This window comes from Snodgrassella alvi (genome assembly GCF_002777855.1).
Classification (GTDB): Bacteria; Pseudomonadota; Gammaproteobacteria; order Burkholderiales; family Neisseriaceae; genus Snodgrassella; species Snodgrassella alvi_E.
Genome location: NZ_MEIK01000029.1, coordinates 157,223 through 180,439 on the forward strand (window position 1 = coordinate 157,223; position 23,217 = coordinate 180,439).

Annotated in this window: 22 protein-coding genes and 1 tRNA gene; 17 read left to right on the top strand and 6 right to left on the bottom strand. The window is 45.1% G+C overall.

Annotated elements, in window-relative coordinates:
* The first annotated feature begins 83 nt into the window (after window positions 1–83).
* Window positions 84–1,781 (top strand): D-lactate dehydrogenase, encoded by a 1,698-nt coding sequence (gene dld, locus BHC43_RS04550; protein ID WP_100141091.1) that lies wholly within the window; start codon window positions 84–86, stop codon window positions 1,779–1,781.
* A gap of 199 nt (window positions 1,782–1,980) precedes the next feature.
* On the top strand, window positions 1,981–2,970 hold the full coding sequence (locus tag BHC43_RS04555; RefSeq protein ID WP_100141092.1) for an aldo/keto reductase: 990 nt from the start codon (window positions 1,981–1,983) through the stop codon (window positions 2,968–2,970).
* Between the two features lie 32 nt (window positions 2,971–3,002).
* Here BHC43_RS04555 and BHC43_RS04560 read toward each other — a convergent pair whose 3' ends face one another.
* Window positions 3,003–3,902 (bottom strand): LysR family transcriptional regulator, encoded by a 900-nt coding sequence (locus BHC43_RS04560; RefSeq protein WP_100156651.1) that lies wholly within the window; start codon window positions 3,900–3,902, stop codon window positions 3,003–3,005.
* A gap of 339 nt (window positions 3,903–4,241) precedes the next feature.
* Between BHC43_RS04560 and mgtE the strand changes: the two genes are divergently transcribed.
* Complete coding sequence (gene mgtE, locus BHC43_RS04565; protein ID WP_100156652.1) at window positions 4,242–5,675, top strand: magnesium transporter; 1,434 nt, start codon at window positions 4,242–4,244, stop codon at window positions 5,673–5,675.
* 17 nt (window positions 5,676–5,692) lie between these two features.
* Window positions 5,693–6,538: a peptide chain release factor N(5)-glutamine methyltransferase gene (gene prmC / locus BHC43_RS04570; RefSeq protein ID WP_100156653.1), complete on the top strand. Its 846-nt coding sequence runs from the start codon at window positions 5,693–5,695 to the stop codon at window positions 6,536–6,538.
* 90 nt (window positions 6,539–6,628) lie between these two features.
* Here prmC and BHC43_RS04575 read toward each other — a convergent pair whose 3' ends face one another.
* Both BHC43_RS04575 and BHC43_RS04580 read right to left on the bottom strand, forming a co-directional pair.
* Window positions 6,629–7,279, bottom strand: a complete 651-nt coding sequence (locus BHC43_RS04575) for a site-2 protease family protein (protein WP_100141096.1) — start codon at window positions 7,277–7,279, stop codon at window positions 6,629–6,631.
* A gap of 65 nt (window positions 7,280–7,344) precedes the next feature.
* Complete coding sequence (locus BHC43_RS04580) at window positions 7,345–7,965, bottom strand: L-threonylcarbamoyladenylate synthase (protein ID WP_100151533.1); 621 nt, start codon at window positions 7,963–7,965, stop codon at window positions 7,345–7,347.
* A 272-nt stretch (window positions 7,966–8,237) separates the two neighbouring features.
* Between BHC43_RS04580 and BHC43_RS04585 the strand changes: the two genes are divergently transcribed.
* The 6 genes from BHC43_RS04585 to BHC43_RS04610 all read left to right on the top strand — a co-directional run bounded on the left by BHC43_RS04585 (window position 8,238) and on the right by BHC43_RS04610 (window position 13,007).
* Window positions 8,238–8,618, top strand: coding sequence for a macro domain-containing protein (locus BHC43_RS04585; protein ID WP_218966464.1), 381 nt, complete (start codon window positions 8,238–8,240; stop codon window positions 8,616–8,618).
* 15 nt (window positions 8,619–8,633) lie between these two features.
* Window positions 8,634–9,089 (top strand): GNAT family N-acetyltransferase, encoded by a 456-nt coding sequence (locus tag BHC43_RS04590; RefSeq protein ID WP_100141098.1) that lies wholly within the window; start codon window positions 8,634–8,636, stop codon window positions 9,087–9,089.
* A 324-nt stretch (window positions 9,090–9,413) separates the two neighbouring features.
* Window positions 9,414–10,550, top strand: coding sequence for an RNA ligase RtcB family protein (locus tag BHC43_RS04595; RefSeq protein ID WP_100141099.1), 1,137 nt, complete (start codon window positions 9,414–9,416; stop codon window positions 10,548–10,550).
* Window positions 10,550–11,158: a peptide chain release factor H gene (gene prfH, locus BHC43_RS04600; RefSeq protein WP_100156654.1), complete on the top strand. Its 609-nt coding sequence runs from the start codon at window positions 10,550–10,552 to the stop codon at window positions 11,156–11,158. The genes BHC43_RS04595 and prfH overlap by 1 nt, the downstream gene beginning before the upstream one ends.
* 531 nt (window positions 11,159–11,689) lie before the next feature.
* Window positions 11,690–12,091 carry a GFA family protein gene (locus BHC43_RS04605; protein WP_100151536.1) on the top strand — a complete coding sequence of 134 codons (402 nt, stop codon included), beginning with the start codon at window positions 11,690–11,692 and terminating at the stop codon, window positions 12,089–12,091.
* Window positions 12,092–12,371: 280 nt separating this feature from the next.
* On the top strand, window positions 12,372–13,007 hold the full coding sequence (locus BHC43_RS04610; RefSeq protein WP_100141102.1) for a DUF421 domain-containing protein: 636 nt from the start codon (window positions 12,372–12,374) through the stop codon (window positions 13,005–13,007).
* A gap of 65 nt (window positions 13,008–13,072) precedes the next feature.
* Here BHC43_RS04610 and BHC43_RS04615 read toward each other — a convergent pair whose 3' ends face one another.
* On the bottom strand, window positions 13,073–13,633 hold the full coding sequence (locus tag BHC43_RS04615; RefSeq protein ID WP_100156655.1) for an NAD(P)H-dependent oxidoreductase: 561 nt from the start codon (window positions 13,631–13,633) through the stop codon (window positions 13,073–13,075).
* Window positions 13,634–13,741: 108 nt separating this feature from the next.
* Here BHC43_RS04615 and BHC43_RS04620 point away from each other — a divergent pair, with 108 nt between their 5' ends.
* Window positions 13,742–14,089: a winged helix-turn-helix transcriptional regulator gene (locus tag BHC43_RS04620; RefSeq protein WP_100156656.1), complete on the top strand. Its 348-nt coding sequence runs from the start codon at window positions 13,742–13,744 to the stop codon at window positions 14,087–14,089.
* 387 nt (window positions 14,090–14,476) lie between these two features.
* Here BHC43_RS04620 and BHC43_RS04625 read toward each other — a convergent pair.
* Together BHC43_RS04625 and mutS are read right to left on the bottom strand one after the other, a co-directional pair.
* Window positions 14,477–14,553: transfer RNA gene (locus tag BHC43_RS04625), tRNA-Met, on the bottom strand.
* Window positions 14,554–14,623: 70 nt separating this feature from the next.
* On the bottom strand, window positions 14,624–17,248 hold the full coding sequence (gene mutS / locus BHC43_RS04630) for a DNA mismatch repair protein MutS (RefSeq protein WP_100156657.1): 2,625 nt from the start codon (window positions 17,246–17,248) through the stop codon (window positions 14,624–14,626).
* 191 nt (window positions 17,249–17,439) lie between these two features.
* Between mutS and mltA the strand changes: the two genes are divergently transcribed.
* From mltA to BHC43_RS04660, 6 genes are all read left to right on the top strand, one after another.
* Window positions 17,440–18,762: a murein transglycosylase A gene (gene mltA, locus BHC43_RS04635; protein WP_100156658.1), complete on the top strand. Its 1,323-nt coding sequence runs from the start codon at window positions 17,440–17,442 to the stop codon at window positions 18,760–18,762.
* Window positions 18,763–18,902: 140 nt separating this feature from the next.
* Entirely contained in the window at window positions 18,903–20,354 is a 1,452-nt protein-coding gene (locus tag BHC43_RS04640; RefSeq protein ID WP_100141107.1) for a hypothetical protein, read from the top strand.
* Window positions 20,351–21,499: a hypothetical protein gene (locus tag BHC43_RS04645; protein ID WP_100141108.1), complete on the top strand. Its 1,149-nt coding sequence runs from the start codon at window positions 20,351–20,353 to the stop codon at window positions 21,497–21,499. Before BHC43_RS04640 ends, BHC43_RS04645 begins: the two co-directional genes overlap by 4 nt.
* A 20-nt stretch (window positions 21,500–21,519) precedes the next feature.
* Window positions 21,520–22,056, top strand: a complete 537-nt coding sequence (locus tag BHC43_RS04650; protein WP_100141109.1) for a GTP-binding protein — start codon at window positions 21,520–21,522, stop codon at window positions 22,054–22,056.
* Window positions 22,057–22,061: 5 nt separating this feature from the next.
* Complete coding sequence (locus BHC43_RS04655) at window positions 22,062–22,721, top strand: peptidase M23 (RefSeq protein WP_100141110.1); 660 nt, start codon at window positions 22,062–22,064, stop codon at window positions 22,719–22,721.
* Between the two features lie 21 nt (window positions 22,722–22,742).
* Window positions 22,743–23,108, top strand: a complete 366-nt coding sequence (locus tag BHC43_RS04660) for a roadblock/LC7 domain-containing protein (protein ID WP_100091176.1) — start codon at window positions 22,743–22,745, stop codon at window positions 23,106–23,108.
* Window positions 23,109–23,217 lie beyond the last annotated feature (109 nt).

The following is a 23,217-nucleotide window of genomic DNA, read 5'->3' on the forward strand; positions in this document are numbered from 1 at the left end:
CAACTCTTTTCGTTAACATATAACTGTTCTACAATGGCTGCAATTGATTTTGAATAATTAACGCTATAACAAGGAGAAGTCGTATGGATGTCCATACACAGTCACAACTGATTCAAACATTACAGGGGATAGTTGGTAACGAGCACACCCTTACTGATCCTGCGCACACCTTGCCATACCGGCAGGGTATTCGGTTTGGTGTGGGCAATGCGTTGGCCGTCGTGCTTCCGGGTACACTGGTTGAACAGTGGCGTGTGTTAAAAGCCTGTGTCGAAGCTGATGTAATTGTCATCACCCAATCTGCCAATACCGGGCTCACCGGCGGGTCCACACCGGATGGCAACGATTACGACCGGCCAATTGTGATAGTCAGCACCCGTCGGCTAGATGGTATTCAGGTGATTGAAAATGGTGAACAAGTCGTGTGTCTGCCTGGCAGTACCCTCTACCGGCTGGAAAAAGAGCTGAAAAAATACCAGCGCGGCCCGCATTCAGTGATTGGTTCATCCTGTATCGGAGCTTCAGTAATGGGTGGCGTCTGCAATAACTCTGGCGGTTCGCTTATTCAGCGCGGCCCCGCTTATACCCAGATGGCGGTTTTTGCCCAGCTAGATGAAAACAGCCAGCTACATCTGGTTAACCACCTTGGCATAGAGCTGGGAGACGATCCCGAAACCATTCTGACTAATCTGCAAAACCGCCATTACACCGAAAAAGATATCAAACGCGATGCTGGTATGGGACATGACCACGACTACCGCAACCACGTACGCGAAATTGATGCCGACACACCAGCGCGGTTTAACGCAGATCCTGCGCGCCACTATGAAGCTTCCGGCAGTGCCGGTCGACTGATGGTTTTTGCCGTACGTCTGGATACATTCCCACTGGAAAAAACCTCCGCAGTATTCTACATCGGCAGCAATGATACCCATGAGCTAGACGACATCCGTCGCCATATTCTCGGTACCTTTAAAAATCTGCCGGTATCCGGCGAATACATGCACCGCGAAGCTTTTGATATCGCAGCGGTATACGGCAAAGACATATTTGTAGCCATCCAGAAATTTGGTACCGATGCCATGCCGCGTCTGTTTGCCTTTAAGAATTTCGTCGACCGCACCATGGCCAAAATTCCGTTTTTTCCCAAGAATTTCTCTGACCATTTTGCCGTATTCATCTGCAAATTCCTGCCCCAGCACTTACCGCAGTCCATCCGCGATTATCGAGACCGTTATGAGCATCACCTGATATTGAAAATGGCAGATGAAGGCATTGCCGAAGCTGAAGCATTTTTAAAAACCTTTTTTGAGCAGAAAAGCGGCAGCTATTTCCGCTGTAACGAAAAAGAAGCTGAAGCTGCCATGCTGCATCGTTTTGCCGCAGCCGGTGCCGCCACTACCTACCGCAATGTGCACAGCGATACCGTAGAAAACATTGTTGCACTGGATGTCGCTTTGCGCCGCAATGATACAGAATGGTTTGAAACCTTACCTGACAGCATCAATCAGCACTTTATCCATAAAATGTATTACGGCCACTTCTTCTGCCATGTATTCCATCAGGATTACATCGCCAAAAAGGGAACCGACTGCAATAAAGTTGAAGACGAAATGCTGGTACTGCTGGATCAGCGTGGTGCACAATATCCAGCCGAACACAATGTCGGACACCTGTATCATGCCAAGCCGGAATTAAAAAAATTCTATCGTCAGCTCGATCCAACCAACAGCTTCAATCCCGGTATCGGCAAAACCTCGAAAAAGAAATACTGGGCGTAAACTTTTCCCCTCTCAGCCACCGGCCGGCAGTATCGGACGGTGGTTTTTTTTCGGCCGCGAAAATGGTTGCCATATTCTGCACATATTTATGAATGTTATTCATAAGCCTATAAACATCACAATACTTAATCCGCACATACACACAGAGTAAGCTGCGTCAAACGACATCTTTGGTTTAACAGACATAAAGGAAAGAAACATGCAGCAACGTTATCTCGGTAAAAACAGGCTAGCCGTATCTGCTCTGGGGCTAGGGTGTATGGGCTTAAGCCATGGCTATGGACCAGCTACCGACATTCCTCAAGCCATCGAGCTGATTCGGGCTGCCGTGGCACAAGGTGTCACTTTCTTCGATACCGCCGAAGTTTACGGACCGTATCTCAACGAAGAGTTAGTGGGGCAAGCATTAAAACCTTATCGTCAGCAAGTGGTGATTGCCACCAAATTCGGTTTCACATATGGAGACGACAACAAACAGCAAATACTAAACAGTCATCCTGAAACCATCCGCAAGACCGTAGAAGGTTCCTTGAGGCGTCTACAGACAGATGTTATCGATCTGCTGTATCAGCATCGCGTTGATCCAGACGTACCGATTGAAGAAGTGGCCGGAACAGTCAAAGATTTGATTGCAGAAGGCAAAGTGAAACATTTCGGCATGTCTGAGGCCGGTGCCGCCACCATTCGCCGTGCTCATGCCGTACAACCGCTCACCGCCCTGCAAAGCGAGTACTCCATGTGGTGGCGGGAGCCGGAAAAAGAAATCATCCCCCTTCTCGAAGAGCTAGGCATAGGTCTGGTGCCATTCAGTCCACTTGGTAAAGGTTTCCTTACCGGTACCATCAATGCTTCCACCTCATTCAGTGCAGATGATTTCCGCCGGCGCGTACCCCGATTTGCTCCAGAAGCACTGGCCGCCAATGAAAAACTTGCCGCTCTGGTGCAGAAACTAGCACAGGCTCATCAGGCTACCGCTGCCCAGATTGCACTGGCCTGGCTGCTGGCACAAAAACCATGGATTGTTCCGATACCGGGCACCACCAAACAAGAGCGTTTGAAAGAAAATCTGGGTGCTGCTGATATTCAGTTGTCTGCAACAGATATAGCTGATATCAATCAGGCACTTAATCAAATTGCCGTAGTTGGTGACCGGTATCTTCCCGAGCAACAAGCTCGAGTTGGACGCTGACACACCAACCAAATAAGGAGCATTACCGCTCCTTATTTTGTCAGTCGTAAAGCATCAATCATCAGAGCAAAGGCCCGTGGATGCCTCTGCCGGCTTGGATAATACAAGTAATAGCCAGGAAAAACTGGGCAATAGTCTTTCAGTACCTGAATCAGCTCACCATTGGCCACCATCTGTGATACCATATCATCCGGCACATAAGCCACCCCAAATCCGGATAAGGTTGCATCAATGCGTTCCGGTAGCTGGTTAAAAGTAAGCTGGCCGTTTACCTTAACCCGCATCGGCCGGCCATCCTGAATAAATTCCCACTGGTATAACTTATTGGCGCTAGGTAAACGCACATTGATACACTGATGGTGCTGCAAATCAGCCGGTGTAGTGGGCATTCCATGTTTCTCAAAATATTCAGCCGTCGCCACCACAGCAAAGCGTATATCATCACTCAGCCTCACCGCCACCATATCTTTATCAACACTTTCCCCTAAACGCACTCCAGCATCAAAACCATTCTGCACAATATCCACAAACTGATTATCAATAAACAGTTCTACATTAATCTGTGGATACTGCTTCAAAAACGGCTTCAGCTTCGGCCACAGCACACTGTGAGCAGCATGTTCACTGACAGACAGTCGGATACAGCCACTAGGCCTATCATTTTGTTCAACCAGACTTTGCAAAGTCTGCTCCAACTCATCTAAGCGCGGTTGCAGACTGGCTATAATCTGTGCACCCAGAGCTGTAGGCGCCACACTGCGAGTTGTTCGCGTTAAAAGACGAATTTGCAATTTTTGCTCCAGTACCTTAATCGCATGGCTAAGCGCAGACTGCGAAATACCCAGCTTACTTGCCGCTCGGGTAAAACTTCTTTCTTGGGCAACAGTTAATAAATATTGAAATTCATTGAAATGTTCTTTAAGTATTTCCATTTCTCACCCTGCATAGCGCACATTTTATTTTTAAATATTGATAAATAGAAACCACAAACAGCGCACACGCACATCTACAACATTAGTAAATCATCCAGCGGCGATAAAAACCGTTCAAAAATAAAAAGCCTTTGCCGCCTAAAGAAGCTTTGAACCGGCTAAGTTCTGAAACAGCAAGCGCATACACTCAAAATCCGTGTACAATACCCGCAGCCACAGCCTGCCGCAGCAGGCTGTTAATTTATCATATCAGGCCAGCACTGTTGTGACAGGATAAACTACCTGTATGCAGACGTAGTCATCTGCTCTACGGTGCACACCAATTAGGACGACTCAACAATGGAAAGCCAAAGCAACATCAGCGAGCTGGAGCGCCTGCATCTGGATACCGACCACATCTGTGCGCTTGTAGCGACTCTGTTACCGGTTGCTGAGCATATTCATTCTCCTACCCAGTCCTATTTGCAGGCTCCGGAACAAAAACAGGCCCTGAATGAGCTAATAGACGCCCTGCATGAGCTTCATCCGGCGGACATGGCTACCTTGCTCGAATCTCTACCATTACAAGAACGTATGCTGGTATGGCGGTTGGCTACCCCGACAGAAGACGGCGAAGTATTACTCGAAGTATCGGATCCAGTACGCGAAACTCTGATTGAAAACATGGCGCAGCAGGAACTGTTGGCCGCGGTTGGCAATCTGGACGCCGACGAGCTGGCCGAACTGGCACCCGATTTACCTAAAGAAGTTGTTTACGAAGCCTTAAGCAGCCGCGATGAAGAAGAGCGGGCACAAATTACCTCCGCCATGTCGTTCGAAGACAATCAGGTCGGCGCCCTCATGGATTTTGAGCTGGTCAGTATCCGCGCAGATGTGACATGTGAAGTGGTACTACGCTATCTTCGGCGCTTTGAACGCCTGCCCGATCATACCGACAAAATCTTCGTAGTCGATAACTATGATGTCCTACAAGGCGTCCTGCCCATACGTAGTCTGCTGGTTGCCGACCCTGATTTACTCGTTTCCAGCGTCATGGCCGATGATGTGGTGACTTTTCGTCCAGAAGATGATGCCGAAGAAGCCGCTGCTGCGTTTGAACGTTACGATTTGGTTACCGCACCTGTGGTAGACAACAACCTTAAACTTATCGGCCGCATCACCGTAGATGAAATGGTAGACGTTATTCGCGAAGAATCCGAAAACGACATGCTGAACATGGCCGGTTTGCGCGAAGAAGAAGACCTGTTTGCCCCCGTTATCGATTCCGTCAGAAACCGCTGGATATGGCTAGCAGTTAACCTATGTACCGCTTTCATCGCCAGCCGTGTGATTGGCATGTTTGAAAATTCAATTGAAAAAATCGTTGCACTGGCTACCCTCATGCCGATAGTAGCCGGCATAGGCGGCAATTCCGGCAATCAGACCATCACCATGATTGTGCGTGCCATGACTTCCGGCCAGATAAGCAACAGTCAGGCGTGGCGGCTGCTGCGTAAAGAAGAGGGCGTCGCACTAGTAAACGGCCTGATATGGGGTTCAGTAATGGGGCTCGTGTCCTATTTTCTCTATCACAGCGTTGGTATAGGACTGGTGATGGTAGCAGCAATGACGCTGAATTTGTTACTGGCAGCCACCGTTGGAGTACTAATTCCAGTGTGTATGCAGAAATCCGGCCGCGATCCTGCGCTTGGTAGCAGCGTGCTGATTACCGCAGTTACCGATTCCGGCGGGTTTTTTATCTTCTTGGGGCTGGCCACCTTATTCTTGTTGTAAATCGGCTGTAACAGAATATGACCAAAACCAATACCCCAGTTACCCTAGAAACTTGGTTAAACAACTCCGGTCTGCCGCGGTTGGAAGCACGCATGCTGCTCCAGCACGTACTGACAATAAGCCATAGCCACATAATAGCCCATGGCACACAGCTTCTTAGCAACAGCGAGTTGGCAAGTTTGAATCAACTGTGCCAGCGAAGACTAGCAGGCGAACCTTTGGCCTATCTACTCGGTTGGCGCGAATTCTATGGCCGGCGTTTTCAGGTTTCAGAAGCAGTGCTGATTCCTCGTCCAGAAACAGAACATCTTGTCGACGCAGTACTGGCACATTTGCCGGCACAGGGCACCCTGTGGGATTTAGGTACCGGCAGTGGTGCCATCGCCGTAACCATAGCCTGCGAACGACCTGATGCACAAATATGGGCGGCAGACATCAGTGAGGAAGCACTGGCAGTCGCACAAGCCAATGCCAGCGCGCTGCAAGCGCAAGTGCGGTTCGGGCAGGGTTCATGGTATCAGGCACAGCCGCAGCCAGCGCCCCACAGCGTGGATGTCATTGTCTCCAATCCTCCCTATATCGACGCCCAAGACCCACACTTACAGCAGGGTGATTTACGTTTTGAACCGCAGCAAGCACTTACAGATAATCACAATGGTCTGAGTGCTTTCGAAACCATTATTGCCGGCGCTAAAGATTTTCTGAGGCCGGATGGATGGTTGCTATTCGAGCACGGATATGATCAAGGGGAGGCAGTGCGAAATATATTATCGCAGTATAAATTCAGAAAAATCCAGACGCTTGCCGATTTGGCCGGTCTGGACAGAGTGACATTAGGACAGATAAAGAGCGAAGCACCATAATCAACTATTCACATATAAAACCATTAGGCCATAGAAAAGATTCTATGGCCTAATAGCTAGTATGATTACCAGTATATAAACAATTTGTGCTTAGAACAGACTAACAATAAACAGCATTAGTGAAGTAACAAAGTTAATAAATGGCTGCAAAATAAACATCAGCAAACCACTGATAATCAAAAATAAAATTATCCACGTTCCATATGGAGCCAGCTTTCGATACTGCATCGAAGCGCGGGGTGAGAGAAAACTATCAATAAACTGAGCACCCGGTTGAGGGGGAATCGGTAGCAGGCTGAAAAAGCAAAATACCGCATTAAACCGAATACCCATTAACCCCATTAGCGCCATCGGTTTTTGAAAATATTCAGGTACCCACTGACTAATAATCATCACAACTGCCCAGCATAGACACATCAGAAGATTAGCAAGCGGGCTGGCAATGGCTACCAAACGTTCACCTTTACGTCTGTTTCTAAAATTGCGTGGATCAATCGGCACCGGCTTAGCCCAGCCAACCATCAAATAGCCCTGTAAAACAATCATCGTGAATATTGGAACAATAATGGTGCCAACAATATCAATGTATTTAGCCGGATTCAGGCTTAGCCTACCCATTGTTTCTGCTGTACGGTCACCACAAAAACGTGCCATATACCCACATGCTGCTTCAGAGAGCGTAATGGCCAGTAAAATAGGCAGAATTGCCAGAACAAAATAAGCCCAATCAAAGTTTTGCAAGGTAAAATCCTTCAGATGCTAAAATAAACAACCACTGTGGGTAAAACATAGTACCAGCTTGTCCATTACAAACCAAATACAGCAACGTTCCCCTTACCAGCTCGCACCAGCTCAATTCCATCGGTCATATCAATTACCGTAGTCGGTTCTGTACCACACCAACCGCCATCAATCACCAGATCAACCTCATGTTCCAGCTGGTCACGAATCTCATAAGGGTCAGTTAAAGGTTCTTTTTCATGGGGCAGCATCAGTGTACACGACAGCATCGGCTCCCCCAGATTCTGCAATAGCGCCAAAGCAATCCGGTTGTCCGGTACCCGCAACCCAATAGTTTTACGTTTCGGATGCAGCGTACGCGCCGGTACCTCTTTAGTGGCTTGCAAAATAAAAGTATAACTACCCGGAGTAGAAGATTTCAGCAGCCGGAACTGACTGTTATCCACTTTGGCGTAAATACCGAGCTGACTCAGATCATGACACATCAAGGTCAGATGGTGTTTCTGGTCGATACCGCGGATACGCAGAATCCGTTCCATTGCCTCCTTATTACCTAGCTGACAGCCCAACGCATAACAGGAATCAGTTGGATAAACAACCACACCACCATGGCGTACAATATCCGCTGCCTGTGCAATCAAACGTTCCTGCGGATTGTCAGGATGAATAGCAAAAAACTGAGCCATACTCGTCTTCCTTATTTCACATTTATTACAATAAAGAGCTATTCTAAACACAAGCCTGTCAAACTGACAGGTAAAATATGCCAATTGCTGATAAAGAAACATGACTGACCGTAAAGCAATACAGCCAGCATAAAATGGTGCTGCAAAATTTACAGAATTTTAAGGGGAAATTCATCATGCAGCCTGAAATTATCTTAGGAAACTTACTCGACCAGCCGGTCGAAGTCATCGTCAACACATGGAATTGCAATATAATTCCATAGCGGATACTGTTGCCGCAGGGGGTATCCGGTGCCATCAGGAAAAAAGCCGGCTATGCGCCTTTTCGCGAACTTGGCCGAACAGGTGCACTTAAATTAAGATCCGCAGTGGTAACCAGTGCCGGTAAATTGCCTTATCAAGCCATTATCCACGTAGCCGGTATCAACATGTTCTGGCGAGCCAGTGCCTATTCAATTCGTACTTCAGTTATTTCTGCCATGCACATAGTCAATACCCGCAATTATACTTCAGTCGCCTTTCCTCTGATTGGTGCCGGCTCAGGTGGCTTTAGTCCAGAGCAGGCACTGCAACTTATGCAGGAAACATTATTACCAATTGAAACTAACGCACGGGTAATTATTGTAAAATATGTGTCCCCTAAATCACATTAGTAGAAAAATTATCTAATGTTAAATCAAATTACAATCATCCGAGCAACATCAGAACAGCTTGATGATGCCATCATGCTTTTTGCCAGCTATCGGCAGTTCTATGGCCTGACGGACAAACAGACAGCAAGCAGAAATTTTATTCAAGAAAGACTGGAAAAGCAGGATTCCGCCATCTTCCTTGCCTATGATCAACAACAAGCTTGCGGGTTTGTACAGCTATATTTCTCCTTTTCTTCATTATCCGTATCGCCCACAATCATACTCAATGACCTATATGTCCCTGAAAACCACAGACAAAAAGGGATTGCCACACAACTGATGCAATACGTCACACAATTTGCACGTGATAATGGCTACAGTGGTATTTCATTGTGTACCGCCAACGACAACCACAAGGCAAGAGCCCTATATGAACAGGCTGGCTATCAGATTGATGAACAATTTGTTTATTATTTTTTAAACTTAAACTAAGGCCAACAACTGTGCCGAATCAGCCTGAAAGTGGTGAAACAGCCACAACGCACCAGCCGACCAGAAAAAAACAACTGAATATTTGACGGCCATTAGAAGCTGATTTAAAGTACCGCACACATCAAATTATTCATATTGCAACGGAAAGGAATCATTATGTTTGTACTACCTATCCCTTGCAGGTCAATCCAGGGCTAATCACCTCCTGATCCTTGGCTTCGGCCTGCCAATTTCTTTACAGCACGTTATTCCTGTTTATTTCTAATAAACAAGGATGACAACGCCTGCTTATTATTTAAATAAAATAAATTGGAATGGATCAGAATGGGCAATTCTATTCAGCAGCCGTCTGCCGGCATCACCCTAATTACCACCCCCGAACTGTGGTTAGAAGGCGAAGCTATCAAGCAGCTGCACACAACAGCAACATTACCTGACATCAGCTATGCAGCAGCCATGCCGGATATTCATCCCGGCCGCGGCTATCCCGTCGGCGCTGCTTTTTTTACTACACAACTTATTTATCCAGCACTGATTGGCGGCGATATTGGCTGCGGCATGTCATTATGGCAAACATCACTTAAAACCCATGCCATGAATCAGGCCAAACTAATCAAACAACTGGGCAATCTCGACCAGCCACTGAGTGCATCAGAATGTACCAGCCTCTGGCCAGATATACAGCCGCTACAACAGCATAACTATGCATCCGGCACCATAGGTGGAGGCAATCATTTTGCCGAATTACAAATGTTGGATACCATTTATGTAGCGGAAATCGCCGAACAAATCGGTTTAAATAAGCAGCACCTGCAACTAATGGTACACAGTGGTTCTCGTGGACTCGGTGGTGCTATTCTGGACAAACACATCAGGCAGTTTGGTCATCAGGGCTTAATCGCAGACAGCGAAGCCGGTAAATCCTATCTGACACAGCATAATCAGGCATTGGCCTATGCACAGCAAAATCGGGAACTGATTGCCCGCCGCATACTGACAAATCTGCGTGCACAAGGGCAAAAACTGGCAGACATCAGCCACAACTTTATCGAAGCAGCCTGCATCCATGGCGAAAGCGGCTGGCTGCACCGTAAAGGTGCAGCACCTGCTACCCAAGGGCTAGTCGTGATACCGGGTTCGCGCGGCGATTACAGCTATCTCGTACAACCATTGGATACCCCAACCGCCCTTTACTCCCTCGCACATGGTGCAGGGCGCAAATGGCAGCGCTCAGCCTGCAAAGGCAGACTATCCCGACGCTATACCGTCGAACAGCTAAGCCGTACTGTCCATGGCAGCCGTGTAATTTGTGCTGACCGTGAACTTATCTATGAAGAAGCACCGCAGGCCTATAAATCCATCGACAGCGTCATTACTGCCATGGTACAGGCTGAATTAATCCGGCCAATAGCCCGTTTCAAACCAGTTATCACCTATAAAGTAAAAACGGAGAAGAAATAATGCTGCTTTTACAATTATCAGCGGCTTACGGACCGGCTGAATGCTGTCTGGCCGTAGCAAAAGCACTGGCACGCCTGCAACACGAAGCCATAGAGATTCAGGTTGAAATAGACATATTGGAGCAAGAACAGTCAAAGCATGGACTTCACTCAGTACTGCTTGCTCTTAATGGTGAGCTAGAAAGATCCTTAGCTAAACAGTGGGTGGGAACCATTCAATGGATTTGTCCCAGCCCCTACCGCCCAAAACACAAACGTAAAAACTGGTTTATCGGCGCCGCATGTTACGAGACAATTACCCAACATCAATCTGATGAAATTATCTTTGACACCATGCGTGCCTCCGGTGCGGGAGGTCAGCATATTAACAAAACAGAATCGGCTGTCCGAGCCACCCACCTAGCCAGCGGTATCAGCGTGAAAATCCAGACTGCACGTAGCCAACATACCAATAAAAAACTGGCTGTTCTACTGCTACAACACAAACTGGCGCAACAGAAACAACAGTTATACGCCAAACACAAAGCAGAGCGTCATCATCACCATCATCAAATAGCGCGCGGAAATCCCAAACGAATATTTATCGGACAGGATTTCAAACCTTTATAATGTTTTAGACCAGTGCATCCATCGTCTATAAAGCTGATTACTTTATTTTCATAGTACACAACTGAGCTTACAGCACATAAGCTCAGTTGAATTAATTAAACCAAAGAAAGAGATAATCAAAAAGGTGTTTTTCTGTGGGGTAGGAGAGTCAGACAACAAAAAAAGTTGTGTAACATTTCTCCATATACCTGAAAAAAGTAATTAAAGCAAAACGAATAGCATGATCCATTTCACATTCTGATTTATTCACTCTAGCGAATAAAATGTTTAGCACAATCAAAGATTCTTGCCTCAAATCATTCGATTGAATCCACAATGATACGGTGATAAACACACATCAGTACAAACACCAGTCAGCTTAGCAGTGATAATAATATTAAGCACAGAAATCACCGACTACAGAATCAAATAAACCCTCTCACACAAAAAAATCTAGTCAATAAAGAAATATTTAGCGTCAATCTGATAATATTGTGCCAGTGTCAATGCACCAAAAAATAGCAATTTACAGGAAAAGTACTGGAGAAATATATGCTGACAGGAAGCTGTTTATGTACTGCAATCCAATACCAGATTGCCATGAGCGACCAAATTGAAAAAATGGTCTTCTGCCACTGTCAACGCTGCCGCAAATGGAGTGGTTCCGCATTTAATTCAGCGGTTCAAATAAACAGCGAAGCTTTCACAATCCTATCAGGTCGGGATAAGCTAAAAAAATTTTCAGTTAATGGCGTAAACCGTTTTTTCTGTTCTGAATGTGGATCAAACCTCTATACTTCACGAGACAGTATGCCAAATATTTATCGTTTGCGTGCTGGCACACTAAATACAGCAATTTACCCCCAGCAAAAAATACATATTTACACTCAATCCAAAGCAAACTGGGATTCTGTCTGTGATGGTGGCTTACAATTTGACGAAAATATAATATAACGAAGAAATAAAAATATATTCAAATCACAGAGACAGCTCAGCACAAAAAAGACATAAAAATACTTGTGTTTAAACCAACACAGAAAAATTCTGTATTCAAAAAAAGAACATTTAAGGAAATTAATGTAAATAAGCCATAAAAAACAGGTGTCAACCATAGTCTGCCGCAAATATAACAGCTACAGTAAACACATCATGGTATCGATAAAACCTTGATTGCAAAAACCAAAAATGCAAATCATGTTGGACTAAAGCCACCGCACAGACAAAGGAAGCCACCTTGAATCCCATCTACATCAACATCATCTTCAAAATGCTGGTCGCTTTCTGCATCCTGCTGGTGTACATCAATTTATCCGGCAAAGGTGCACTTGCCCCGATTTCAGCTATTGATCAAGTAGGTAACGTCGTATTGGGTGCAATAATCGGCGGCCCCCTATACAACCCCTCCATCAGCATCACTTTACTCATGAGCGCCTCCATTTTCTGGGCTGGCCTGTTATTACTGGTTCGTTATGCCACATTTAAACGCAGTATCGCCAAGGATTTTGTCGACGGCACATCAATCCGACTGATGAAAAACGGCATCTTACTATCACAGAATTTCCGTCAGGCCAAACTATCCATCCGAGATTTCATTATGCTGCTCCATCAGCGTGGTTATACCAGTCTGGAAATGCTCAGTGATGTCTGGTTTGAATACAATGGCCAAATGACCGTAGTAAAAAAAGGTGACCCAGCAATGGCAGTCGTTGTGATTGAAAACGGCGTTATCAATTACCCCAGTCTTGAATCTTTGGGTCATAATGAAGAATGGCTAGAAAAAGAACTAGACCGTCTAGGACAGAAACTAGATGAAGTTTTCCTAGCCGAAGTACATGAACATAAACTATGGGTTTATCCAGATATCAAATAAACAAATTAAAACCCTATTTAAAATTTATACACACATATTCGTAGAAGACTGGTTCTTCATCAGAGCTACTTCAGCATTTCAGATGTTTTCATCCAGTGTATATAGTCTCTGGCACTATTATCAATTTCTTCCTGAGTTATGCCATAACCAGCTTCAGGTTCATTATTAGCGCCATATACAGCAAAGACAGATTGATAATTAGCCTGCACATAATTCATAGTTAATTCGAATGGCTTTAAAATATCTTCCAATGAGGCATGAAAGCGACCTTCAGAAGCATAATCACTTTTTCTGATACCGGCAGAAACTGCCAAGCCAACCTTTTTATTTTTCAACTTAAGCCCGTTGTGCCCAAAAGCCCAACCATATGTTAAAACCTCATCCAACCATAATTTTAACAACGGTGGGCAATTAAACCAGTAAATAGGAAACTGTAAAATCAGATTTCGGTGATTTTCAATCAAAATTTGTTCTGACACAGCATTTATTACATTACTCGAGTAAGATGCATATAAATCATGAATCGTTACCTGATCAGCATAAACAGATAGTTTATTAATCCAGCATTGATTTACTTTAGAAGAAGCTAAATCAGGATGAGCCACAACCACCAGCGTTTCTTTCATAACAGACAATCCAAAGCTTAATAATTAACGAAATATAATAATTCACCCAAAAACTGATTCAAAGTACGGTAAATAAAGATAGATACTAACCAAAAGGGAAGTGAAAAGATGTCAGAACACCATTGCAGTGAAGAAGAGCTCGAAAATAGTGGTTTTAACTACACTCTTTCTATTATCAGGGGAAAATACAAAATACTCATTCTTTACTGGCTTAATGAAAACCAGCCAGTGATGCGTTTTAACGAACTCAAACGCCGCATCAACAGCATATCTTATAAAACCTTAAGCAACACATTAAAAGAAATGGAGCAAGATAAACTGATATTCCGAAAAGAATATCCACAAATACCGCCTAAAGTAGAATATGGATTATTAGAACGGGGAAAATCTCTGGTTCCCGTTTTAGATTTAATGTGTCAGTGGGGTAACCAGCATAAAAATGATAATTTAATATAATTATTTTTTATAAATAATCTGCTTATCAACTAAATATCTATATAGAAATCAATAAAATATAAGTTTTACAGCCAGAGGTAATAACCATTAAGAATATATATTTTCAAGAAATTTAGAATTAAATAAATTTCAGATACTTCTTGATAAACAAATACAAATAACTAGAAATCAATAAAGTTAATCCAGAATGGAGCAAACATAAAACTTAAACTTAGTAGTTTAGCGCTTAGATAATGTTTACCAACAGTAAAAACCTGAATAAGAGCAAAGAGCTGTCTAGGAGGGAATGAAAAGTACTGGCATAACCGAATAAAAGATATTACGCATAGCTTGTATCGATTAAACGCCAAAATAAAATGCCCTGTTAAAAACAGGGCATTTAAAATCTGGTTGCGGGGGCAGGATTCGAACCTACGACCTTCGGGTTATGAGCCCGACGAGCTACCATGCTGCTCCACCCCGCGTCTGGTAAGAAAGTCATTATACGCGTTAACAAAACAAAGTCAACAACTAAACCTATTTTTCATACATATTTTATGATGTCGTCTGATTTGATAGATGATTTTGCCAGCAATATACAAGGTCATAAATAGCTGTAAGAGCCGCTTTTGGGGTCAATTCATCCGGATTAAGCGCATTAAGTAGGACTGATAAATCGGCTGGCATCACAACAGCCGGATTATCCTTACCGGTGCATCTCTGGATTGCTTCATCTGACTCTTGTTCTGTTGTCTGCGTCTGAAACATATCTAATTGCGCCTGGTCACGAGACGCATGCTGCTCCAGTGTCTGCAAGTGCCGGTAAGCCGCATTCAGCGCCCGTGCCGGTAGTCCCGCCAATTTGGCTACCGCAATACCATAGCTTTTACTGGCCGGCCCTGGTTCAATATGGTGTAAAAACACAATATCTTGACCCTGTTCTAGTGCTGACAGATGCATGTTAAAAGCATGCGCATATTGTTCCGGTAGACGGGTCAATTCAAAATAATGCGTGGCAAAAAGTGTATAGCTACGATTTTTTTGCAGTAGATGTTCAGCAATAGCCTGTGCCAGCGCCAAACCATCAAAAGTAGATGTACCACGTCCTACTTCATCCATCAGCACCAAAGAACGCTCAGTTGCATGATGCAAAATATAGGCCGTTTCCGACATTTCTACCATAAAAGTAGAACGATTACCGGCCAGATCATCCGAAGCACCAATACGGGTAAAAATCTGGTCAAATTCACCTAGAGTGCAGCTATCTGCCGGTACTGGGGCTCCAATATGCGCCAGCAGAACAATCAAAGCCACTTGCCGCATATACGTAGATTTACCACCCATATTTGGTCCAGTAAGCAACATCAGACGCCGCTTATCATCCAGCTGGGTATCATTAGCAGTAAACTGACTGACCTGAGCAGCCACTACCGGATGACGTCCCTGACTAATCTGTAAACAAGGATAATTTACGAATTCAGGGAAGCAGTAATGTTCTTCATCCGCATATTTTGCCAATGTAGCCAGCACATCCAGACTGGCCGCAGCGCGGGCACAGCGTTGCAATACGGGTAGTTCTGCCTGTAATTGCAGCAACAAAGCATCATATAGCTGTTTTTCTCGTGCCAGTGCATTCTGTTGCGCACTCAATACCTTTTCTTCAAAAGCCTTCAACTCCGGCGTTACATAACGTTCTGCATTTTTTAAAGTCTGGCGACGCTGATAATCTGCAGGTGCCTGTTCTGACTGTAGCTTGCTCAGTTCAATATAAAAACCATGCACACGGTTAAATTCCACTTTCAAACTGGATAATCCCGTACGTTCACGTTCACGGCTTTCCAATTGCTGCAAAAATTCATCGCCATGATTCTGTAAACGGCGCAACTCATCTAGCTCAGCATCAAAACCATCATTGATCACACCGCCATCACGTAACCATACAGCTGGTTCGGCCATGATGGCTTTGCTTAGCTGCCGTGCAATCGGTGCAGCAGGCGGAAACTGTTCCAGCAGCGTCTGTACCAGCGAGCTCTGGTCAGACTCCTGCAAACTAAATGCCGACATTATTGCCAGACTATCACGCAAAGCTGATAAATCACGTGGCCGTGCACTCCCAATAGCAATACGAGCTGCAATTCGTTCAATGTCCGCCACCTGATTCAGCATGGTCACTATTTGCTCACGCTGAGAAGAGAGTGCTGCCACGGCCTGTTGACGAGCCACAATCTGTCCGCGTCTGCGCAATGGCTGATGCAACCATTGTGCGAGCAGTCTGCTGCCCATATGTGTCGCGCATGTATCCAATACCGAAAACAAAGTAGGCGCTTTCTGTCCATTTAACGTCTGAGTTATTTCCAGATTGCGCCGCGTAGCCGCATCCATACCAATATAAGTGGTTTCCTGCTCCAGCGTAAGGCTGTCCAGATGTTTTGGCAGCTGCATCTGGGTCTGCTGAACATAATTCAATAACGCTCCTGCCGCACCAATAGCGGCATCATGGTCACCGATCTGTAGACCAAAAGCGCGTAAATCCTGGCTGCCAAAGTAACGTTGAATCAGGCGTGCTCCTGTATCAGCAGCAAATTGCCACGCGTGTAAACGAGTCAATTTTCGGTTTTGTTCATCAAGATGGAGCTTTTCCAGTGTCTGGTCAGATATCAAAATTTCCGCTGCCTGCAGACGTGCCAGCTCATTTGGCAAAGCTTCAGGTGCAATTATTTTGCAGCGGAATTCCCCGCTTTGCAGGGACAGCCAAGCCACACCAAGCTGTTTTTTTAATAAAGAAACCGCCACCATACGATTGGTTTCCTTATCCTCCAGCAAAGCTGAATCAGTCAGCGTCCCAGGCGTTACGATGCGCACAACTTTCCGTTCCACCGGCCCTTTACCTGCGCCCACCTCACCCGTCTGCTCACAAATCGCCACACTTTTACCCAGCTTTACCAGTCTGGCCAAATATTGTTCCACTGCATGATAAGGCACCCCAGCCATCTTCACCGGCTCGCCGTTGATCTGCCCGCGGGTAGTTAGCGTAATATCCAGTAAACGAGCTGCTTGCACTGCATCATCAAGAAACAGCTCATAGAAATCGCCCATCCGGTAAAACAACAGCTTGTCCTGATGGTCGGCCTTAATGGCCATATATTGCGTCATCATCGGTGTCAGGGAAGGTTTACTCATGGCGTAGGCAAGATATTTGATTTGGCTAAAAAAGCTATTGTAACAGAGTGTTCAGCCTGAATTGATGCTCTAGCACATATTCACAACAGCTACCACCACCTGCTTACCCTTGTTCAAAAGGGCTAAGGACTGTCATAATAATAAAAATACGGTAAGAATCTGTACCATTCATTACACAAGAACATGTCCAAATGAAACCATCAATAAAATTTAGCTCAATACGTCATTGGCTATTGTGGTTTAGCGTTTTATGTCTTGCAGCCTGTGGCATCACACACAAACCGACAGATAAAATTTTGTCCGGTATCAGTGGCCCAGCTATTGCACCCGGCAAGCCATTGCCACCCAGTTACGTCTTCACACCGGGGAAAGCTGGTGTCAGCTATCGCGTCGTTAATTATCACGATTTGCCCCAATGGTCAGACCAATCATTTGCAGACAGCCTAGAAGCATTCAAAACCAGCTGCGGCAAACTGCAAATGCAGCCTGCATGGCAGCCGGTATGTCAGCAAGCTGCCCGAATAGGCAGACACAATCATCAAGCAAAAGCTTTTTTTGAAAGCTATTTCACGCCATGGCAGGTCAGTCAGAATGGACAACTCGCCGGCACAGTTACTGGTTATTACGAACCTATGCTACAGGGCGATACTAAACAAACAGCTCAGGCACGGTTTCCAATTTACGGCATCCCCAATGACTTTATTGTCGTACCGCTTACAAGCGGCCAGCGTCAGGGGATAGTGCGCATTCGCCTCACCGGACCCAACAGCGGAGTCATCACACCGACCGGTAATTACACTGCCAATCTGGCTGCTTTTCCCCTCAATGAGAAAACACGGGCATTAAAAGGTCGAATCAGCGGCAGCCAGCTGGTACCTTATTACACTCGGGCACAGATTAATGCCGGAGCCCTCAATGGCAAAGCCCCCATTCTGGGTTACGCTAATGATCCAGTAGAATTATTCTTTCTACATGTACAGGGTTCCGGACAATTAAAAACACCAGATGGACAAATGCTGCGTCTCAGTTATGCTGACAAAAATGACTACCCATATGTTTCCATTGGTAAATATATGGCCGGCAAGGGATATTTGCCACTTGCGCAAACTTCAATGCAAGGTATCAAAGCATGGTTACAGCGGCATCCACAGCAACTAGCCGAAGTGCTGGGTCAGAATCCGAGCTACGTTTTTTTCCGAGCCACAGCAGAGCCGGCTAGCGGACCTACCGGTGCATTAGGTGTTCCACTGACTAAGGGCTATTCCGCTGCCGTAGACAGTCATTTTGTCAACCTAGGCGCTCCATTGTTTGTCGCTACCACTCATCCAGCCAATGGTTTCGGCTTAAACCGGCTCTTGATGGCACAGGATACCGGTAGTGCCATCAACGGTGCTGTGAGAGTGGATTATTTCTGGGGTTATGGCGATGAAGCCGGCGCATTAGCTGGTAAAATGAAATACCCTGGTTATGTATGGCAACTGTTACCTAACGGAATGCTGCCCCAGGTCAAATAAAAATCTGGCGAACAAATGCAAGCTAAGGTAAAATAGTTACAGTATTGACAATTGTATGTGAAGCGTTACCGTAAATGAAAAACATGCATTTAACCATGCGCTCATGCTTCTGGCAGATAATCGTAAAAGGGATGTAAATTATGGAATTATATTTACCAATTACCCTTTTAGTCATATTGCTGGTTGCATTGCTTATTCTGAAAAAGCGTCAGAAAGCGGGCGACCATGCTAAAAGTAAAGATACTGCTCGTAAAAAGCAGTCTGCTTCCAAAAGTAAGAAAAAAACTGGAAGTAAAACTGTAGATGCTCAGACGGCACCTGCAGCACAAGAAACAGCAGAAGCACTTGATGGCGACGATTGGGACTGGCAGCCAACTAGGCCGGATAAAGCCACAGTATCTGTTGCTACTGTGGATCATCTGACTGAATATAAAGTTTACAAACAGTTTGGCTATTTCCAGAAAGCAGCAGACTCACTCTCTGCCTATCTGGAACAGAATGCCGACCAGTTAAGCCCAGCAATGGCCAATACATTGGTCAACGAGCTGGCTGGACTGTGTCTGGAAGCCAAAAATACCGACAAACTTGCCGAAGTCATTGATCTGTACCGCAAGTGTTTAAATCGGACTGAGCTAGAAAATCTGATTCGTCAGGGGCTTGCGCTGGATGAAAATCATCTGGGTTTGCGTGTTCTGGCCGAAGACTTGCTGCAGTGGGATGTCAAGGAAACTGAAAAAGAAGTCGGAATCAATCAGGATAAAAAACCTGAAGATATACAGCCGGCGGTTGAATCAGCCAATAATGGGTCAAACACCGACGAACAGCCGCATGAATTGTTAGTCGAAGGCAATGTTGGTAATTTTAAAATTAGAGGGGATGAGCGTGACGTACTGCTAAGCTTCTCTAAACCGGAAAACAGCTACGGACTGTTGAAAGAGCAGTTGCCCTACGATGCTGCTATCCGCTGTCTGAATAAAGCCATCAAAACATCCAAAAAACCGGCGGGTTTGATTATTGATGCTCTGGTGCTGGATTACCGACACAATAATATTAATGTATTCGCTCAGCATTTATGGCGTTTATATTATACGCTTGGTCAATATGGTAATGTCGTAAAAGAGCGTATGCTTGGATGGGGCTATAGCCTTGGACAACATCCGATGTTTGAGCAGTTAGAAACCAGACCTAGTGAAACCGTACTGCGTGATATTGGGGTAACGCAGGGTTATCTACCCATGAATAGCAGTGCACTGAAGGCCAAGCGTTTATCACTGGTTGATAAGGCTTCTTCAGATAATGATGTGGCTGAAACACCGGCCGAACGCGTATTGCGTGATGTGGAATCATTGCTTACATTCGGTCAATTTGATGAAGCCATGGATTTACTGGAAAAATCAGTTCTGCTTTATCCACAGGAGTCCCAGCTCTACATTACTTTATTTGACTTATACGAACGTGCAGAAGAATGGACACGTCTGGAAAAAATGTTACAGGTTATCCGTGCTGAAATTCAGACCCCGCCTGAGGAAGTTGTACTGGCTATGAGTCAATTATTGAAACGTATTAACCACGGTGGTGTGCAAAATCAATGATGAACAATTCAATACCTAAAGTAAAAACTGCCTATGTTTTGCTCGTCAATGTGGATGATCGCCAGACAGCCATGTTGCGCATGGCATTCAAAATGTACAATAGCGTTAACTATCAGCTGATACAGCCTGAAGATAACCTCAAACCCGAGTTGGTTCTGGTAGATGGTGACACAGCCGATGGTGAAGAAGTATGGCAACAGACCAAAAAGAAATATCCTGAAGCTGTAGTCGTATTTTTCGGACGTAATGCGCCGTCATTTACTGCTCCTTATCTGATGAAACCCATCAGATTCGATACCCTGTTTCAACATCTGCGTAATTTACAGCAGGGCAATGGTGTTTGGCTGGCCGATAAAGCTGCTGCACACAAGGAAACGGCCAGCGAGGAAACCGTAACTGCCGAGAGACTAGAGCAGCACAACGCGTCTGAACATACTCAGCAAGCCGTATCAGTAGTACGTTTTCACACAAAAGGGACATTGCTGGGCATGGTGCAAAAGCTGGCACAGCAATCAGAAGATACTGCAATTCTGTTTGAAAACAAACCTGTGTTGATTGTGTTTCCAAGTGTTGAAAAAGTATTACTGGCTGTTGATAATGATGCTTTACAACAATTGTGTATGCAGACTGATGCAGAATGGCAGACTAAAACTGTTCCAGCTTCCGCACCTACCGCACAGTTGCATGACAAAGCTAAACTTACCTTACAGTCCTGTATATGGCAGCTATCAATTTGGACAGCTCGCGGCCGCCTAATCGATCCGATTACACCAGATACAATCATCAAGCTGAAAGCTTGGCCGAATATGACTCGTCTGGCGTTTTTACCTGAAGCCATGCGTCTATCCGCTTTTCTGGTACGTACGCCCGTAGCACTCAACACTTTATACAAGTTGTTGCCCGTATCTCTGGAAGATGTCCTGAACTACATAGCTGCTACTTATTCAATTGGTTCCCTGATTATTGAGCAGCCGCTGACTCATTCTGCTGCGCAACAGGAAAAAGAAATGGTTCTGACCCGGAAAGCACCACAGAAGGTTTCCAAACCAGATGGTGGTGCACCAACGTCAGAGTATAATGAAAGCGATGACGACAAGCCGAAAGGTTTACTGGCACGTTTGATGGGTCGCTTGCGTGGCAATTAATACCTAAGCAGGGAGTAATCATGGTTGAAAATAAAATTATCTTTACCGGCCCGGTTGGGGTGGGAAAAACAACTGCTATCGCTGCATTATCGGATGATCCTCCGGTACAGACAGATGCCAGTGCGTCGGACATGACTCAGGACAGAAAAGGCTATACTACTGTCGCCATGGACTATGGTGTTATTCGATTGGACGATAATACCAAAGTTCATCTATATGGTACCCCAGGTCAGGAACGCTTCGATTTCATGTGGAGTATTCTGAGTAAGGGCAGTATGGGTTTAATTCTGTTACTGGATAATACTCGCCAGAATCCATTGAAAGATTTGAAATTCTTCCTGACTTCTTTTCACGATTTGCTGGAAGATGCACCAGTCGTTGTGGGTGTGACCAAAATGGATTTAAATCCACAGCCAGGTGTGGATGTTTATCAGCAGTATCTGGCACAACACAATCTAAATGTACCTGTGTTTGAAGTTGATGCACGCAATGAAGATGACGTGAAACAACTGGTTACTGCTATGCTGTATTCCATTGATCCGGGATTGGAAGGATAGTCAGTATGGATTCTACATTACAGTTACATCATGATTTATATCCAAAAGTGATGCCGGCTGGTGCATTTTATGCAGTGTCTAGCCCTAGTCACAGTGCAAGCCGTATGTTACTGGCTAACATTCTGCAGGCAGACATAAACGCCAAATTAACTGAAGAGCGTTTAAAGCAATGGGCTGAGACAGATGATGTTCATACTGCATTGAATTTATTATATCGCTTGCAACGTCTGGAATTTTTATATGGTGAAGCCAAACCCAGCTCACAGCTGGTGAAGGTAACATCAGATGGATTCGAAGATATTCTGGGTCAATTGTCAGACAGCCATAAGGCATTGCTGGTTGATCAGGATGGTTTTTATTTTGCTAATGTCGGTTTTAATCATGAGACTGCCGAAGAAGTGGCCAATCTGGCCAGCGAGGCAACACGGCTGACTGAAAAACACAGCCTGCTGATTAAAAATAACCTCAATATATACAACAACGCTATCGGGATATGTGATCCTGCCGGTCAGAGTGAATTAACATTCTTCCCTTTATATATAGGGAATACCAAAAATATTTTGGTCACTGCCGGATTGCCATTACTCAACAGTGAGGCTTTCGTCACTATGGTACGTGGCCTGTATGTATTGGCTGGTGAAGACATTCATGTGGTAAATGAATAACATCAATAGAAAGACATCAAGATGCAAGAACAATTACTGGTTTCGGTATTAAGCGATTTAAACAGCTCCTCGGCTGACATTACCGCATCTGCTGTAATTTCCTCCGATGGTCTGCCGGTAGCAACCTTGTTACCAAATGGTGTTGATCCGGATCGCGTTGGTGCAATGGCGGCAGCTTTGCTTGCTCTGGGTAACCGCACATCACGTGAATTACAGTGTGATGAACTGGAGCAAGTTATGGTAAAGGGTAAACATGGTTATATTCTGCTGATTCAAGCAGGTGATACCAATGTACTGGCTGTGACAGCTAATGAAGGTGCCAAATTAGGTTTGATTTTGTTGGATGCTCGTCGTGCTGCCCGCAGCATTGTGGATATTTTACGATAACAGAAAATTCAGCATACAGCCCTGTTTATAAAGCTTAAACAGGGCGGTAGCCTATTATAGCCATACTTTAAATAAGTTCATGTCTGAAGTAACCCATTTATAACTTCAT